Annotated in this window: 19 protein-coding genes and 1 pseudogene; 6 read left to right on the top strand and 14 right to left on the bottom strand. The window is 32.9% G+C overall.

Annotated features, from left to right (window positions below; genetic code table 11):
* Window positions 1-33: 33 nt before the first annotated feature.
* A complete protein-coding gene (locus COJ46_RS17750; RefSeq protein ID WP_097977034.1) occupies window positions 34-603 on the top strand; it encodes a hypothetical protein in 570 nt (189 codons plus the stop codon).
* Window positions 604-714: 111 nt separating this feature from the next.
* Here the strand turns inward: COJ46_RS17750 and COJ46_RS17745 are convergent, their stop codons facing one another.
* The gene (locus COJ46_RS17745) at window positions 715-1413 is read right to left on the bottom strand and encodes a Dph6-related ATP pyrophosphatase (RefSeq protein ID WP_098566153.1); all 699 of its coding nucleotides are present in this window, start codon (window positions 1411-1413) and stop codon (window positions 715-717) included.
* A 294-nt stretch (window positions 1414-1707) separates the two neighbouring features.
* Between COJ46_RS17745 and COJ46_RS17740 the strand changes: the two genes are divergently transcribed.
* A complete protein-coding gene (locus tag COJ46_RS17740) occupies window positions 1708-1944 on the top strand; it encodes a hypothetical protein (RefSeq protein ID WP_069032177.1) in 237 nt (78 codons plus the stop codon).
* Window positions 1945-2051: 107 nt separating this feature from the next.
* Here the strand turns inward: COJ46_RS17740 and COJ46_RS17735 are convergent, their stop codons facing one another.
* Window positions 2052-2378: a hypothetical protein gene (locus COJ46_RS17735; RefSeq protein WP_141437803.1), complete on the bottom strand. Its 327-nt coding sequence runs from the start codon at window positions 2376-2378 to the stop codon at window positions 2052-2054.
* Window positions 2379-2540: 162 nt separating this feature from the next.
* Here COJ46_RS17735 and COJ46_RS17730 point away from each other — a divergent pair.
* A pseudogene (locus COJ46_RS17730) lies at window positions 2541-2816 on the top strand (cbb3-type cytochrome c oxidase subunit I); the annotation flags it as partial.
* Here COJ46_RS17730 and COJ46_RS24590 read toward each other — a convergent pair.
* From COJ46_RS24590 to COJ46_RS17715, 4 genes are all read right to left on the bottom strand, one after another.
* Window positions 2763-2921: a hypothetical protein gene (locus tag COJ46_RS24590; RefSeq protein WP_176522559.1), complete on the bottom strand. Its 159-nt coding sequence runs from the start codon at window positions 2919-2921 to the stop codon at window positions 2763-2765. The pseudogene COJ46_RS17730 and the gene COJ46_RS24590 sit on opposite strands and share 54 nt — an antisense overlap.
* A 219-nt stretch (window positions 2922-3140) precedes the next feature.
* Complete coding sequence (locus COJ46_RS17725) at window positions 3141-3530, bottom strand: iron chaperone (protein ID WP_097977027.1); 390 nt, start codon at window positions 3528-3530, stop codon at window positions 3141-3143.
* A gap of 17 nt (window positions 3531-3547) precedes the next feature.
* Window positions 3548-4786, bottom strand: a complete 1239-nt coding sequence (locus COJ46_RS17720; RefSeq protein WP_218008691.1) for an MFS transporter — start codon at window positions 4784-4786, stop codon at window positions 3548-3550.
* Window positions 4787-4953: 167 nt separating this feature from the next.
* Entirely contained in the window at window positions 4954-5418 is a 465-nt protein-coding gene (locus COJ46_RS17715) for an alpha/beta hydrolase (protein ID WP_286133582.1), read from the bottom strand.
* A 143-nt stretch (window positions 5419-5561) separates the two neighbouring features.
* Here COJ46_RS17715 and COJ46_RS17710 point away from each other — a divergent pair, with 143 nt between their 5' ends.
* On the top strand, window positions 5562-5966 hold the full coding sequence (locus tag COJ46_RS17710; RefSeq protein WP_353615939.1) for a hypothetical protein: 405 nt from the start codon (window positions 5562-5564) through the stop codon (window positions 5964-5966).
* Entirely contained in the window at window positions 5941-6069 is a 129-nt protein-coding gene (locus tag COJ46_RS25260) for a LuxR C-terminal-related transcriptional regulator (RefSeq protein ID WP_335448846.1), read from the top strand. Before COJ46_RS17710 ends, COJ46_RS25260 begins: the two co-directional genes overlap by 26 nt.
* 71 nt (window positions 6070-6140) lie before the next feature.
* Here the strand turns inward: COJ46_RS25260 and COJ46_RS17705 are convergent, their stop codons facing one another.
* Window positions 6141-6818: a response regulator transcription factor gene (locus COJ46_RS17705; RefSeq protein WP_097977025.1), complete on the bottom strand. Its 678-nt coding sequence runs from the start codon at window positions 6816-6818 to the stop codon at window positions 6141-6143.
* A gap of 413 nt (window positions 6819-7231) precedes the next feature.
* Between COJ46_RS17705 and COJ46_RS17700 the strand changes: the two genes are divergently transcribed.
* Window positions 7232-8128 carry a LysR family transcriptional regulator gene (locus COJ46_RS17700; RefSeq protein ID WP_097977023.1) on the top strand — a complete coding sequence of 299 codons (897 nt, stop codon included), beginning with the start codon at window positions 7232-7234 and terminating at the stop codon, window positions 8126-8128.
* A 58-nt stretch (window positions 8129-8186) separates the two neighbouring features.
* Here COJ46_RS17700 and COJ46_RS17695 read toward each other — a convergent pair whose 3' ends face one another.
* The 7 genes from COJ46_RS17695 to COJ46_RS17665 form a co-directional block, all read right to left on the bottom strand.
* The gene (locus tag COJ46_RS17695) at window positions 8187-8615 is read right to left on the bottom strand and encodes a protein-tyrosine phosphatase family protein (protein WP_098566152.1); all 429 of its coding nucleotides are present in this window, start codon (window positions 8613-8615) and stop codon (window positions 8187-8189) included.
* A 37-nt stretch (window positions 8616-8652) separates the two neighbouring features.
* Complete coding sequence (locus COJ46_RS17690) at window positions 8653-9399, bottom strand: MBL fold metallo-hydrolase (RefSeq protein ID WP_097977019.1); 747 nt, start codon at window positions 9397-9399, stop codon at window positions 8653-8655.
* A 285-nt stretch (window positions 9400-9684) separates the two neighbouring features.
* On the bottom strand, window positions 9685-11235 hold the full coding sequence (locus COJ46_RS17685; RefSeq protein ID WP_097977018.1) for an acyl-CoA carboxylase subunit beta: 1551 nt from the start codon (window positions 11233-11235) through the stop codon (window positions 9685-9687).
* Window positions 11236-11243: 8 nt separating this feature from the next.
* Window positions 11244-11681, bottom strand: a complete 438-nt coding sequence (gene mce, locus COJ46_RS17680) for a methylmalonyl-CoA epimerase (RefSeq protein ID WP_097977016.1) — start codon at window positions 11679-11681, stop codon at window positions 11244-11246.
* The gene (gene meaB, locus COJ46_RS17675; RefSeq protein ID WP_097977014.1) at window positions 11681-12700 is read right to left on the bottom strand and encodes a methylmalonyl Co-A mutase-associated GTPase MeaB; all 1020 of its coding nucleotides are present in this window, start codon (window positions 12698-12700) and stop codon (window positions 11681-11683) included. The genes mce and meaB overlap by 1 nt, the downstream gene beginning before the upstream one ends.
* The gene (scpA, locus tag COJ46_RS17670; RefSeq protein ID WP_098566151.1) at window positions 12701-14866 is read right to left on the bottom strand and encodes a methylmalonyl-CoA mutase; all 2166 of its coding nucleotides are present in this window, start codon (window positions 14864-14866) and stop codon (window positions 12701-12703) included.
* Window positions 14863-16962 carry a methylmalonyl-CoA mutase family protein gene (locus COJ46_RS17665; protein ID WP_097977012.1) on the bottom strand — a complete coding sequence of 700 codons (2100 nt, stop codon included), beginning with the start codon at window positions 16960-16962 and terminating at the stop codon, window positions 14863-14865. Before COJ46_RS17665 ends, scpA begins: the two co-directional genes overlap by 4 nt.
* Window positions 16963-17434 lie beyond the last annotated feature (472 nt).

Genomic DNA, 17434 nt, shown 5'->3' with positions numbered 1-17434 from the left:
TAAACAGTAAAAATTAACACAAGGTGTGAATAGATGAAAAAAATATATATTACAACTATTTTGAGCACTTTCATTTTTTTAAATACTTCTCAGTTAACGCTAGCAGAAAAGTTGAATGAAGTTTCTGCAACACTTACAGTTCAAGTTGGCCATACAGCTGACCCCTCTGGAGAAACTGGTCAACCTATTAAAGGCGCTAGGGTTATTGTAATCAATTCATTAGGTAAAGTTTTAGGTACGGAATTAACAGATTCAAATGGAATTGCAAAAATTAATGTAACAGTGAAGAAGGACCCTCTTTTTCCGAAGAAGCAAATGGGGGAGGTTACAATAATTACTGTAGCAAACGGATATAATGAACAGATCGACTTTAGTGTACCGATAAATGAATTCAATGATCATCTGGCTAAAGACTCGGTGTCACTATTGCAAGTGGATCCAAAAAGAAGAAATGAACCACGCTTTACCAATGGTTCGTATCATCGGTTAACCGTTTTTGAAATGTTAGATGATTATGCTAAGAAGGTCGGATTAACAAAACAAAATATTACGGTGAATCCAGGAGCAGAGCCACCTTGGGGACCAAATTTGAAAAAACAGTAAGATTGCACAATTTCATTTTTATTTATAGTTTATTATTATAAAATAGACTGTTTCCACTTAACAGTCTATTTTAAACTTATATTCATTAATTCTAAAGTGTTAAAACGTAATTCAAGCTAGAACTAAATCTGAATAACAAAACCTAGTTTCTCCTGTATAAACATCAGCAGTTAGCTTCTTTTCTCCAATGCCAAACTGGATAGGATATTTAAAAATAGGACCATCAAATACAAATGAATGGTATTCTCCATTCTCACCACAAGGATCAACCTCTTTTGGGAGTTGGTTGATTAAATGATAGTCTATTTCTTTACCAGAAAATTCTTCTGATAATCTAGTTAAATCAACACAAGTAATAATCGTTTTATAGCCTAAGGAAATAAAGCGTTCAATCACATTTGTCGTCCCTTCACCCCATAAAGGAAAGATTGGATTAATGCCTAATGGTTTAAGCATTTCCTCTCGATACTTTCGTATGTCTTCAAGAAATAAATCTCCAAATGCAATATTTTCAATCCCTTGTTCCTTTAGCTCTAAATTTACCTTTGTCATAATTTCTTGATATTTTTGATTAGAACAATTTTCCGGAATCCAAATTTTCTTTAATGGTAGACCGATTGAATCTGCTTGTGCCTCCAATAATTCAACCCTAACTCCATGAATGCTCGTACGATTGAATCCTTCAGTAACTGATGCGATTAGTACTACTACTTCAAATTCATCAGAATGCAAAAGATCATGCAATGCCAAAGTTGAATCTTTACCACTAAATGATACTGCTATTTTTTTCTTATTAATTGCGATTACCACCTTTTTTTATAAACTATTCTATTAATTAATAATTTTAAAAGTCTCCTATTTAAAATAGGTTCCATCATCTTCCATAAAAAATTATAGCATTTTTCAATCAATTAAAATTGATTTAAATAACATAAAGCCGATAATATGATTAATCTTCAAAAAATAAAAAATAAATTTTTATAATATGGCTAATAAATAACGAAGAATGATTCACCGAAAAATAAAATTGACATACAACCATAAGGTGTTATAATTTAAATAACACCTTATGGTTGTATAAATTATTTATAGGAGGCAACAAGAATGGACAAGCAAGGTCAAGAAATGTTTTTAAATTTCATTTTACAAAGAGTTCAAGAAGGTAAAGAAGATGAAGCAAGGGAAATTCTTTTAGAAAACTTCAGAAAACAAGATGAAGGTACTTTTTCATTAGAAGAAGTTCAACAATTTGTTCCTAAGATGATTACTTTATTAAAGCCAGATAAACTTGAGGAAGTTAAAGCAGTTGTAATGCAATTCGCTGGAAATTTTGGTAAATAAAAAGAAAAAACTCTGTCTATCAGAGTTTTTTCCTTTATTTCACTATTTATTTTTTAAAACTTCCCACCAAATAGCTCCCTTAGCCTTTTCACCTTCAATCGATACTTCTACTTCTCTAAATGCCTTTCAAAAATAAAAAATGAGTATAGTCTATACAATATTGCGATCAGCGCTAAAACTGATAAATAGATCATCGAATTATCATCAATAAAAAATGATGCGATAAAAACCGCAATTGCTAGTAATGTTAGAAAGTTACCAGAGAAACCATTAATTGGTTGATTGTTTAACAAAAGTGTTTTGGCACCTTTTAAATCTTTTGCATAACAATCTTCATGATAAGGAACAACTTGAAAAAACATCGTAGCAGTAACGAGATCTCCTCTAATCCTTATTTCCTTTAAACACCGATCGCAATGGATAGATTTAGTCAAATAACTCACCCCATACTTTTCAATTCAACTTTAATCATTAATTCTACCTTTTTTAATCGTTTCCTCGTAAACTTTAAATATTTCAACAAATAAAAAATAAGAACCATCAATGCTTCTTTAATATATCCCCTTTTTAATACGATATTTTACTAGAAACCTTTTACACTTTGGATTGTTGGACATTTCCATATTACAGTTGGTACACCTGTTGCAATGACATTTTTCGGATTAACCTTTTGGCTTATTCCGTATTTAACAGGAAAAAAACTTACAAAATCATTCCAAAAATTAGCGTTTATACAGATTTTCACATGGGCTATCGGTATGTTTTTAATGTCGACTACAATGCATATTCTCGGAATTTATGGTGCTCCTAGAAGAACCTCATACACTGATTATATGGGTCATCCTGCAGCAGCTAAGTGGTTTTCTGGTATCTCCAATTATTGTGATCTCAAATAAATTTTTATTTCTTTTTAGAATTTCTTCTAAACAACGAACTCCTGCCATTCCATTTCCAATCATCAATAATTTTCTTTTCATCGCTACTGTCCCCCAAATACAAATTGTGAACCTTTTCACATATTTTGCTAAAAAAAATCAACTTCATCATTCATTTTTTATCCATATTAAATACAAGTTTAGTATAACGGATAAAGTATTTTATTTACTGGAAAATATTTGACAAAATTTTGAACCAAATGATTAGTTCTTTTTACTAAAAAACCTCCAAAGCTAAAATTAGCCTCAGAGGTTATGAACTTATTTTTTCTTTTTTAATTTTTCTTCAGCTTTTTTAATATCTTCAAGTTCTCTATATTTTACAATCTTTTTTATCAAATCAAATGGAAGTGGATCGTTTATCGGGAATTGTACGGAACCCTTAGCGCCTTTATAAACGGATAATTCTTCTTTAAATGCTGCAATTCCACTTGCACCAGGGTAAAATCCAATATGATTTTTAAATGCAGCAAAATGTACTAAATTTTTATTTAGCGCAAATGTAGGCATTTGATAACTAATTCTCTCTACCGCATTTGGTACAACCTCTTTTACACACTTTCTTAAAGCTTGTAATTTTTCCTGAACATCAGGCTGAAATTGTGAAATATATTCATCAATCGTTTCAAATGTTTTTTTAGTATTTTCCATAAATCCTCCTTAACAAATTATCCTGCTTTTTCTGTTTTGTCTCCAGAAAGTGAATTAATTCTTCTAAGTGAAGGGAATAAATACATCCAAAGTCCAGCAACTACTATCGTTCCAAGTCCACCTACAAATGCAGCTGGTACGGCACCAATTAATCCAGCCATTGTTCCAGATTCAAATTCGCCAAGCTGATTTGAAGTTCCAATAAATAGCGAATTTACAGCATTTACTCTGCCTCTCATATCATCCGGTGTCTGTAGCTGAACAAGCGAAGAACGGATTACTACACTGACCACATCTGAAGCTCCAATTATAAATAATGCAATTAATGAGATGACTAAGTTTGTTGAAATTGCAAATAGCATTGTTGCCAATCCAAAAATACCTAACGCTGCAAATAATATCGGACCAAAAGATCTTTTAAGTGGGAAATAAGCTAAAATTAGAGACATGATTAATGCTCCAACTGCTGGTGCAGTACGCATCAAACCTAAGCCCCAAGCTTCTGTATGTAAAATATCTTGCGCATAAATTGGTAAAAGTGCTGTAGCTCCACCAAGTAAAACGGCAAACAAATCAAGTGATATCGTTCCTAAAATGATTGGATGCTTATAGACAAATTCTAACCCCATAAGCATTGTACGTAAAGTGACTGGCTCAGCTTTACGGATAAATTCACTATCTAATTTTATAAAAATTGTTAAGATTGATGAAAGTAATAAAGCAATTGCTGAGTTTGCATATACGTATGCAGGTCCTACTGAAAATAATACTCCACCTAGAGATGGCCCAAGTATTTGCGCTGTTTGACCTGCAGATGTACTCCATGAAATAGCTTGTTGTAAAATAGATTTTGGCACAACTTGAGGTAATAATGCCGAAGAAGCGGGTCCTTCAAATGATCGACAAGCACCGAGTATAAAAGCAGCAATTAATATTTCCTCTCTGCTAAGCCAATTAACAAAATTACCATATAAAAGAAGACCTGCTATTAAAGCTTCTACCATTTGGCATATGAAAACAATTTTCCGACGATCAACTCTGTCAGCAACTTGACCAACTACTAAAGTAAGTAAGACCATTGGAATAAATTGTGCTAAACCTACTAGCCCTAGACTAAACGCGTCATGTGTCAAATCATACATTTGCCATCCAATTGCTACCGATAGCATCTGAAATGATGTTGAAGTAAACATTCGTGAGACCCAAAAATTCGTAAATGAAGTCCCTTTAAAAATAGATTTTTTTGATGCAGACAAATGCAAACTCTCCCCTTTTTAACCTTAACAAATAGCAAATTGAATATTTATACTATTAATGAAATTTAAATACAAATCATTATACTATTTTTACTCTGAATTTGTGGATTAATTCAACTTACATTAAATGATTTTTAATAATTGGAGGACTGTATTATACTCCCACTCTAACCATTTATGAGTAGGATGTTTACTTCTTTTTGCGTTTTACTTTCATGTTCACTCACCCAATTTAAGGCAGCAAATGAATCTTCAAATGGGATTGGAAACTTGTATTCAGGAGCAAGTCGATAATCTACCGAAACAACGATTCTTTTCGTACGGTTAGCAAGCATCCTACAACTTGCATCTGATGTTTCTGAGTCACCTATCACCCATCCGCCACCATGGTAATATACAAATACTGGTAATGGACCTTCACCTTCAGGAGTGTAAATTCTGATTTTAATTGACTCATCTTGTCCGACTTGAATTTGTTTATTTTCAACTTTCGCTAATGGAGCAAGTTCTACTTCAACCGGCGGAGCATTTGCAAACATTTCTCTTACAGCCTCAGGTTCCATTTTGTGAATCGTTGGCATTTGATTAAACATCTCCACATATGCTTTTGCTTTTGGAACTAAATTAGCCAATTTACATCTTCCTTTCAGATTGGATTTTAATTTACTTTCGAGATTCTATATCTCAAAAAGCCTATCTAAAGAATATAATTTTTAGTATAATTAGAATATTCCTAATTTCTAATAGATAATATCCCTAAAAAGGAGATGATAAAGTGGTTTCTGACTATACCATTCAAGAACATATTCGAAAACTTGAAGTCAGTACAAGTCATAAGGAACATATGTACAATATTCTTGCTATCTATATGAATCTTTTTCCCGTTCGAAATGCTTATTTATTTCGATATTCTCCTTTTGGATTTTTAGGTGAAGGCATTATTTTGATTACAAATGATGGATTATCACATATACGAGAGATCAGAGATGATATTCGTTCGCTCCCAATCATCTTTTCAGCAATTTGTGAGCGAAAAGCAAAGTTTTGTTCAGGAATTGAATACTTAAAACAAACGAGTAGTAAATATATCTTCCCTTCTAGTGTAAATTCTCTGATTGCTGTACCAATCTGTTTCGGTTCAGTAGTTGTTGGATATGGCAGATTCCATGAATATAAGTGAACTTACTGTAAAACAATATGTAAAATCCGCAATAAAAAAACTCGGTGCCAACAATCGTTCTCATGCGGTTGGTGAATTAATTCGAAAAGGAATTATATCTTAACGATTGAAAACGCTTTAAAACTCGTAAAAAAACACTAATCCTTTAATGTAAAAGATTAGTGTCATTTTTAATTAATCAAGCGAAATCCAATTATTTTTAATTGCAAAAATCACAGCATTTAATCGATCTGATACCTGTAATTTTTGGATTAAATTCGAAACATGATTTTTAACAGTTTTACTTGAAATAAATAATTCAGCTCCTATTTGAATATTGGAATATCCTTGAGCTAAAAGTTGTAAAATTTCAATTTCTCTTTTCGTTAAAAGATTATTCATAGCTTCATAATCTAGTTCTTTCTTTTTCTTTCCATTCTCAAGCAGTCGCGTATTTTCTTGAATGATTAAATTTGTTAATCGAGAATCTAAGAAGAATTGACTACTTTGAACTTGTCTTACAATATGAAGTAAATATTGTTCATCAATGTCAGTTAAGCAAATTCCATTTACCCCAATTTTCATCAAACTCTCAATTTCATTATAATCTATCTTATTTTTAATGATTACTATATTAATGTTCTGATCAATTAACTTTAAAAGCTGAGATTTTGCTTCCATCTCTTCATTTTTCACATGACAAATAAAAAATGATTCATTTAAATTGCTTGAATTTATTTCATGGAAATCTATTTTTCTAGCATCTAGATTATGATGTAATAAAATAGTACATATTCCAGATACGAAAAGAGTATTTTCAACAAAAATAAATGTTTTATTTTCGTGGTGATTAAACTCATGGTTAGTAAACATTTTTATTCCCAACTTTCAACAGTAACTAGATTCAATCACTGATATTTCATTTCATGCCGTTTCTGATTCATCCTCTTTTATTTTTTGACCCACTAGGTATCATGTACTAATCATTATTCCTTTTTTATTCATTTTTTAAGTGGATCGGCTAAAAAGTACTACAATGGATGGTTTAAATTTTTACAGATTTTTTATAATCAATAGGTGGAAACAATCCACGAATTCAAAACGCCATAAGATTAATCCTAATTAATCCTATAAAATTATAAGGAATTAAATAGTATTTTACATCGTTTCCGGAAGAAATTATATTTCATATATGTTAAGCTATTGTTAAGTAATACTTAACAATGTAAAACACTTAAATATATTAAACTATTGATATGATAAGTTAGTTTTTATAGGAGGTTAATATGAACTTTGAACAACTAGAATATGTTGTAAGTATCGCAAATGAGAAGTCGATTTCAAGGGCAGCGAAAAAATTGCATATTTCTCCTTCTGGCGTCAGTCAAGCCATTAGTCAACTTGAAAGAGAATTAGAAATAAATATATTTAATCGTTCTAGAGGCGGAATTACCTTAACATTTGAGGGAGAGTTAGTATTATCTAGGTCAATTGAAATTTTAAATAATTTAAAAGAATTGAAAGAACAGCTTTCGGATTTTAAAGAATCTAGAGTCAAACATATGAAAATTGCATGTGCTCCTACTTTTACTTATACAATTCACGAAGTGTTAAAAAAATACTCTGAAAATAACAATGGCGCAACGATTGAATTAATTGAGCAAGGTACACCTCAGATTCTTAACAATTTAGCAAAAGAAGACTATGACTTAGCGTTAGTAGTATCTTCAAAAGCCGAATTAGAAAAGGAAAATAATATTAATTTAGAATTTTTAAGTAAAGGAAATGTGTGCATTTTAGTAGGCAAAAATTCTCCTTTATATGAATTAGATTATGTTACAGCTGAAGATTTACTTTATCAAAAAGTTGTCATGTATACATTTTCTAATAAAAATTTTCTACAATTAGCTAAGAAATTTAAAAATGAGGTCGTTCTTAAATCAAATCGTACGATGACACTTATTGAAATTATTAAGGAAAGACGTGTATTTACTTTTGTCCATAATACAACTTTAAGATATTTACCTGAAATATTAAGTGGCGAATTAAAAATCATCCCAATTAAAGAAACCGATTATATTAATCAAGACTTTTGGGTAATATCTCCAATTTCAAAAGAAAATACAAATGACAAAAATGATTTTATAAAGTGTGTAAAAGATCATTTAAATGGTATTTCTTAATAAAAAACGCTAAATGATACAAAACGAATTTGTATAATTAGCGTTTTTTTATTTTTATTTAAGCATTAGGAAATATCTTTTTTAACGATTCCTTCATATCAGGATTCGATTTAATTGTTGGACGTATAGACCTGGCCATTTCTTCAGCTTCTTCAATTGTTTCAGCTTTGTTTAGTGCAATTAATGCTCCTATTGCCACTGTACCTGCACGAGTATTACCACCACCACAATGGAAATACACTTTTTGATCATTTTGATAAGCTTCTACTACATGATCAATCGCTCTTTTAAGGGTTTCTGCTTGTTCTTCTTTATCATCAACAATCGGACTATGTACACGGTTAATTTTGGGGTCAACCTCATAATTTTTTACTCTTAGATCAAAAACAATATCTACATTTTCGTTTTCCATCATCTCTTTAACGTCATCTGCCCCACCGAAAAAGACACGATCTTTTATTAATTCTTGATAATTCTTGTTGCTCATTTTTTTGCCTCCAAAAACGATTTTTTAATATTTATTTTTATCGAATGATTTCACTTAATCTTTCTTTTATATTCCCCTCAAATAATCCACCATGATAACAGATCACTTTTTCAATATCAAATGACAATAAAGCCTCAAGAGATTTTATCGATTGTTCAATATCATATGTAAATTGTGGGTTTGAAGGGTTTAATTGCCCGTTTTCAATCATTAGTGCATCTCCTGCAACTAATGTTTTCGACTCCTTATGATAAAAGCTTATATGTCCTGGTGTATGTCCAGCAGTGTCAATTACAGTAATACCACCACAAATTTCCAAATCATTTCCGGGGGTAACAATATGGTTAACTGTACCTTTTGGCGGGTTTACTAATCTGTTTTTAAATGCTTTTCGAAATTCATCTGTTGTATCCGCTGGTAAGGATGCTACAGCTTTTGCAATTTTTTCAGGTGTAATTTTAATCAGTAACTTTTCACCTTGAATATATGGTTTTTCTATTTCACTCGCATAGACTTCAATTTTGTTAGTAAATTCTTCTACGATCACAGAAAGACTTCCAATATGATCAATATCTTGATGAGTAATCAGTATTTTATTTAGTTTTTCAAATGGTACTCCAACAGTTTCAAAGCAATTTTGAAACTCGTTAAATTGTCCTGGGTATCCTGTATCAATTAATACCACATCTTCTTCATCCAAAATTAGTGTTGGATGAATTGTATTTTTCATACCATTTGAATTCATCGTAATGCTTAACATTTGGATCTTACTTTTACCAAGCATAAAATCACTCCTGAACTATATTGTATAATCATTTCCAAGTACTATCGTACCGATTATAGCTCATCCAGTCAACACTAAAATATATTATTTTAACACAAATATTTTTGTTTGTCAACAGTTCGGTTGTTTTATTAAAATGTAATTTTTAACATTTTCTAAACAAAAAACTAGATATACTAATCTTAAAGTATATCTAGTCATTTAGTTGTATTAAGGACTTGTTACCTCAATATTCAAAGTATAGGTAATTTAGTGAAGTTGATTTCCACTATAATCCCCTAACTTTTAAAGCGGGATATTTCCATGTTTCTTCTTAGGTCGTGTTTCACTTTTTGTACTTAACATTTCTAACGATTGTTTTAAGACTTTACGAGTTTCTCTTGGATCAATCACATCATCGACCATGCCGTGAGAAGCAGCAACATATGGGTTTGCAAACATTTCTCTATATTCTGAAATTTTTTCAGCGCGAGTTGCAATAGGATCGATACTTTGGTTAATTTCTTTTGCAAAGATAATATTTGCTGCTCCTTCTGGTCCCATTACGGCGATTTCTGCATTTGGCCAAGCGTATACTACATCTGCACCAATTGCTTTAGAATTCATTGCTACATAAGCCCCGCCATATGCTTTTCTTAAAATTACTGTAATTTTTGGTACTGTAGCTTCTGAATAGGCATATAAAATTTTAGCTCCGTGACGAATAATTCCACCATGCTCCTGGTTTACACCTGGGAAGAATCCTGTTACATCTTCAAATGTAATTAAAGGAATATTAAACGAATCACAGAAACGGATAAATCTTGAAAGTTTATCAGATGAATTAATGTCAAGACCGCCTGCCATTACTTTTGGCTGATTTGCTATGATTCCAACACTATGTCCATCAATTCGACCAAATCCAATAACAATGTTCTTCGCAAAATTTGGTTGTACTTCCATGAAGTCTCCATTATCAAGAATTTGCTCAATTACTTTTCTTACATCGTAAACTTTCGTAGATTCGATTGGAACTAAGTCAATTAGATCTTCTCTCCAATCATCTTTTTCGAAGAATGGAACTCCTTCTGGTTTTTCATTATTATTTTGAGGTAAAAAGCTGATTAATCTGCGTACCTGTTCTAATATTTCTGGTTCTGATTCTTCAGTGAAATGAGCTACTCCGCTAATCGAAGAATGAACTTTTGCCCCACCAAGATTTTCTGTTGTAATTTTTTCGCCAGTAATTGTTTCAATTACTTTTGGACCTGTAATAAACATTTGGCTTGTCTTTTCAACCATAAAAACAAAATCAGTAATTGCTGGTGAATAGACTGCTCCACCTGCACATGGTCCCATTATGACAGATATTTGCGGTATAACGCCAGAATAGATTGAATTCCGATAAAATACATGACCGTAACCGTCTAATGAAACTACTCCTTCTTGTATTCTAGCACCACCAGAATCGTTTAAACCGATAAACGGAGCACCTACTTTTGCAGCTAAATCCATAGCTTTTGCAATTTTTATAGCGTGCATTTCACCTAATGCTCCACCAAATACTGTAAAATCTTGTGCAAAAACATAGATTAAACGTCCATGGACTTTACCATAACCTGTGACAACACCTTCACCTGGGCTATCCATTTTATCCATTCCAAAATTCGTAGCGCGATGTTTAATAAATGGATTTAATTCGACAAAAGTATCTTCATCTAATAAAAGATTAATTCGTTCTCTAGCAGTTAATTTCCCTCTATTATGCTGTGAATCTATTCGTTCGTCTCCACCGCCTAGTTCAATGACTCTCTTTCGATCCATTAATTCATTTATTTTCTCATACGCTGTCGTCATAACTTTATTCAACTTCCTTTCTTAGTAACACTAGATGATGGTTGGCATAGCTCAAACAATACTTTATTCGTTGAATTTGGATGAAGGAAAGCAACTAGGCTATCGTGTGCACCCTTTTTTGGAACTTCATTTATTAGTTTAATTCCGTGTTCTTTCATAATTTCAAGCTGTTTCTCACAGTTTTCTGTTTCTAATGCAATATGGTGAATTCCTTCGCCTTTTTTCTCAATAAACTTTGCAATTGGGCTTTCTGGACTAGTTGCTTCTAAAAGCTCAATTTTCACTTCACCGATTTCGATAAATGCTACTCGTACTTTTTCACTTTCAACTGTTTCAATTCCTTTAAGTTTTAAGCCAAGTACATTCGTATACAATTGAATAGAAGTTTCTAAATCTCTTACTGCAATTCCAATATGATTAATTTTTTTAGGACTAGTCTCATGCATTACAATGTCTCCTTCCTATTGCCTTCAAAAATGGATAATAAATAGTTTGCAGCTGAAGTTGCTGTTAATTCTCCATTTACTATTGAGCTTTCAATCGTTTTTAAATTTAGTTTCACACTTTCATGATTCATAAAACTTAGTTTCAACTGTTCAAAAACCATGTTGTACATCCAATCAATCATTTGTTTTTGACGGCGCAAAGAAAAATAGCCAGACTCAGTTGTTAGATCTTTGAAAGCATTAATTTCATTCCATATTTCTTCAATACCTTCACCAAGTAACGCGGAAGCTGTATATGCTTTACTAGACCAACCAGGAGTTGAAGGTTGTAATAGGTGAAGTATTCGATTAAATTCAGCCTTAGCCGCGTTGGCCTTTAATTTGTTTTGTCCATCGGCTTTATTGATGACTATTGAATCTGCAAGTTCCATGATGCCTTTTTTAATTCCTTGTAGCTCGTCTCCTGCTCCAGTTAACATGACTAAAAGAAAAAAATCTACCATTGAACGAACCTGTACTTCACTTTGTCCAACACCGACAGTTTCGATTAAAATCACGTCATAGCCTGCTGCTTCGCATACTAGCATTGATTCTCTTGTTTTACGTGCAATCCCACCAAGAGAACCACCTGATGCAGAAGGTCTAATAAATGCATTAGGATTCTTTGATAGTGAATCCATTCTTGTTTTGTCTCCTAAAATACTACCTTTTGTAATTGTGCTACTTGGGTCGATTGTTAAAACGGCTACTTTATGTCCTTGCTCACACAAATATGTTCCAAAGCTTTCTATTAAACTACTTTTACCGGCACCTGGAACCCCAGTTATTCCAATCCGAATCGAACGACCTGAATGAGGAAGTAACCTTGTCAACACATTTTGTGCAGAATTCATATGTGCTGACGAATTACTTTCTATAAGGGTAATTGTTTGGGCTAAAATAGTTCGATTGCCTTCAAGTACTCCATTTACATAGTCGTCTTCTGAAAGCTTTTTCTTTTTTTTGTTTTCGTAATCCATTTAAATCGAATCCTCAAGTCGGCGATTAATTTCTTCAATAACCTTTTGTGCCGCAACTGGGATAACAGTACCTGGTCCGAAGATTGCTGCCGCTCCGTTCTTCAATAAAAATTCATAGTCCCCTGCTGGTATTACCCCTCCAGCTACAAGAACAATGTCCTGTCGACCTAGTTTTTTTAACTCTTCCATTAATTGTGGAAGTAGCGTTTTATGACCACCTGCTAAAGAGCTCATCCCGATCACATGAACATCATTTTCAACTGCTTGAAGTGCCGTTTCCGCTGGTGTTTGGAATAAAGGACCGATATCTACATCAAAGCCTAAATCAGCAAATGCTGTTGCGATTACTTTCGCTCCACGGTCATGACCGTCTTGTCCAAGTTTAGCAATCATAATACGTGGACGACGACCTTCTTTCTCTTCAAAATCATCAGCCATTTTACGTACAATCTCTATTTCATCTTTTTCACCGTATTCCGCACTATAAACACCCATAATTGAACGAATAACGGCTTTATGTCTGCCTACTACTTTTTCATAAGCATCCGAAATTTCACCTAATGTTGCACGGGCTCTAGCAGCTTCGATTGCAAGCGCTAACAAATTACCTTTCCCAGACTCCGCTGCCTCAGTAATTGCGGCTAATGCTGCCTGAACTTTTGCTTCATCTCTAGATGATCGAAGCTCTTGTAATCGCAAAATTTGCGCTTCACGAACTGCAGTATTGTCGACTTCTAAAACATCTAATGGATCTTCTTTTTCAAGACGGTATTTATTAACGCCAATAATTGTTTCTTTACCTGAATCGATATGAGCTTGACGTCTTGCTGCGGCTTCTTCGATTCTCATCTTTGGTAAACCAGTTTCAATCGCTTTTGCCATACCACCTAATGATTCAACCTCTTGAATATGTGCCCAAGCTTTTTGAACTAATTCATTTGTTAGCGATTCAACGTAATATGAGCCTCCCCAAGGGTCCACTACATTACAAATTCCAGTTTCTTCTTGTAAATAAAGCTGCGTATTACGGGCAATACGAGCAGAAAAATCAGTTGGTAATGCAATTGCTTCATCTAAAGCATTCGTATGAAGTGATTGAGTATGTCCTAACACAGCAGCCATCGCTTCAATACATGTACGAGTCACATTATTAAATGGATCTTGTTCAGTTAAACTCCAACCAGATGTTTGAGAATGCGTTCTTAGCGCCATCGATTTTTCTTTCTTTGGATCAAATGATTTGATCAATTTAGCCCAAAGCATGCGCCCTGCTCTCATTTTTGCAATTTCCATGAAATAGTTCATTCCGATTCCCCAGAAAAATGATAAACGAGGAGCAAACGAATCAATATCGATACCCGCTTTTAAACCTGTTCGAACATATTCCAATCCATTTGCCAAAGTATAGCCTAATTCGATATCTGCAGTTGCCCCTGCTTCTTGCATATGGTAACCAGATATACTGATGCTGTTGAATTTTGGCATATGTTGTGAAGTATAAGAAAAAATATCAGCGATAATACGCATTGATGCTTCTGGTGGGTAAATATAAGTATTTCTCACCATATATTCTTTCAAAATATCGTTTTGAATCGTTCCTGTAAGCTGTGATTGGTGTACCCCTTGTTCCTCAGCAGCAACAATATAAAATGCTAAAACAGGAAGTACTGCCCCATTCATTGTCATTGAAACTGACATTTTATCTAAAGGAATTCCATCAAATAAAATTTTCATATCAAGAATTGAATCAATTGCAACCCCTGCTTTTCCAACATCCCCTTCAACACGAGGATGATCCGAATCATATCCACGGTGAGTAGCCAAATCAAACGCAATCGATAAACCTTTTTGACCAGCAGCTAAATTTCTTCGATAAAATGCATTACTTTCTTCTGCAGTTGAAAAGCCGGCGTATTGACGAATTGTCCAAGGCTTGTTTATATACATTGCAGGGTACGGTCCACGTAAAAACGGAGCGATTCCGGAAACGTAACCTAGGTGTTCCATTTGATTAAGATCATTCGAATCATATAACGGTTTTACATCTATTTGTTCTAAAGTTTTCCAATCATCATGGTTAACTTGCATCTGTTTAGGAGGTGCTGTATTTGGTGCTGAAAATGTTGTATTAAATGGCATCTTTGTAAAGTCTGTTAGTTTGTTCATTTCAAAATCCCTCCATCCTTTTGAAGATTTTCTAACTTCTCGAAATTATTTACATTGATATGAATGAAATCATCAATTCCAACTTCTTTATATAAATTCATATCATCTATTGACGGCTTTCCTGCTAAAAGTACTTTTGCATTCGGATTAATTGTTTTAATCTGATTTGTTAAAGAAGGTACAACTTCTGAATATTGATCATCTGTTGAACAAATGACAGCAATTGACGATTCTGATTTTTTAAATGAATTGATTATTTCATCAATTGATGAAAAGCCTTTATTTTGAAGCACCTTAAATCCTCCGACTTCAAAGAAATCAGTAACAAAGTCCGTACGAGGTTTATATGCTGCAACTTGTCCAAAATTTGCTACAAATACTGTTGGAAATTCACCTGTACTATTTTTATAGCTTTGAGAATTTTGGCGTAATGATTCATAGGGTTGTGCACCACGATGTATGTTTAATGGATTAACTCTAGGAAGTTCTGATTCTACTAGATTCATTGCATTTAAAATGTTCGATATTGTTACACCATCATTTGCTGCATCAATAATATCTTCAATTGAACAACCACTTTGTAATACGAAATGTTCGGAACTGCTCTCGATGTTTTCTTTAATCCCCTGAACTTCCTTACGATCCAATTCTTTTTTCTCTAACCCTGTTTCATTCAGATTTGGATAAATATTAGTCCCAATAAATTTATCTTTTCTATTTTTTATGTTGCTCGATTTTTCTTCTGCAACCTGTCTAACTAATGCTTGAGGGAAGCCTTCTTGTATTGCCTTAACCATTCCACCTTTTTCTTCAATCTTTTGGAATAGTTCCCATGCCTTTTCAGCCAAAGAGTAAGTAAGTGATTCAATATACCAAGAACCACCAGCTGGATCAGCGACTTTTGATAAATTTGATTCTTTTTCAAGAATTAAATGTGTATTTCTCGCAATACGTCTAGAAAACTCATCAGATGATTTAATGGATTCATCAAATGGTGACACATGAAGTGAGTCAGATCCACCAATTACGCCTGCAAAAGCTTCAACAGTTCCTCTAAGTATATTTACATATGGATCATAAATCGTTTTCGTCCAAGAAGATGTACGAGAATGAATATGCATTTTTTGTGAAGCCTCATTACAACCTAATTCTTTCAACATTCTTGCCCAAATCATTCTAGCTGCTCTTAATTTTGCGATTTCCATAAAGAAGTTCGATCCGACAGAAAACGAGAAAAGTATTTTCGTCGCTGCATCATCCAGAGGAATTTGTTGGTTATCCATTTCGCGTAGATACTCTAAACCAGTTGAAATAGCAAATGCTAATTCTTGCACTGCATTTCCTCCAGCATCGTGATAAGGATGTGACTGCACTAATATATTTCTTAAATTTGCTGTATGTCTAGCCGACCATTTTGTGATCTCAGCCATCATTTTGTAAGCATTTTCAAGAGAATACGGAAGTGTCCCTTCTTTCACTAAATTACTGATTGGATCCATTCCAATAAAGCCATTTATTTTATTAAAATCGTAATTTTGTTGTTGCAAATATGCGATAAATGAACCAAAAAATGCTTGCCCGCCGTTAACTGTTTCAATAGATAAAGGAACTTCCTCTAAATTTATATTTTGAAAGGCTATTCTAAAATCATTAATAGATGTTAAGATTAACCCTTTATTTGAATTATTATTTTTAAGATTTGTTTCAAAAGATTCGTTAAGTTGAATCTTTAGCATCGTTTGCCCTTTGTCTAAATCATGTTTAGCAACACGGTTGAACTCTACTGGTGAAGAACAATCTAATTCCTGACTAATTTCCCATGTTTTTTCTAAATAGCCTTGTTCACTTGTTCCTCTAACGAAAGGAAATTCACCTGGTTGTGCGTTTAAATAAGGATAGTTAGCAATATCCTCTTCCCCATACATCGGCTTCAAAATTATCTCTTCATACGTTTTTGTTACAAGCTTTTCCTCAATAGTGGCTCCTTTTAAGGATTTTTCAACAACATCTCTCCACTCTTGTACAGTAGGCTTTGGAAATTCAGCAAATAAATTCTCTTCCAAGTTATGGTTCGAAGTTTTCGTATTTTCTGACATGAATAAAGCCACTCCTTTCTTTAACTCTTAATTTAATAAGATGTAAAAATAAATTAGATCATCGACTTTATCTATGTAATAAAGTCGATTTTTCTTTTCATTAAGAATATAAATGCAAAGAATAATTAAAATTTCGACAAACACTTTCAAAAATCCTCTAAAATTATGAAAATTAAGTATTTTTTAAATGCTCTTATTTATAAATATATTTCGACATTAGTTTCATAAAATTAAATGGTCATAATAAACCAAAAAAGGCTGCCTAATTAGACAACCTTTTTGGACCTTTTGTAACTAACACATGCACATTAGTTACAAAAGAATGAGGCATAATGGTGGTGAAATCGTCCCTTTTTTATATTTATTAAATTATATCAATCGAATATGTACTTGTAATTTGAGGGAATATCACATATTTTCAAATAAAATCAAACGATCTATATGCAACTAAATGCCATTTAGCTCAATCGAG

Origin of the sequence: Bacillus sp. AFS077874 (assembly GCF_002566505.1) — a bacterium.
GTDB lineage: Bacteria > Bacillota > Bacilli > Bacillales > Bacillaceae_G > Gottfriedia.
Note: the sequence above shows the minus strand (reverse complement) of the source record. Positions and strands in the feature narration are given on the sequence as shown.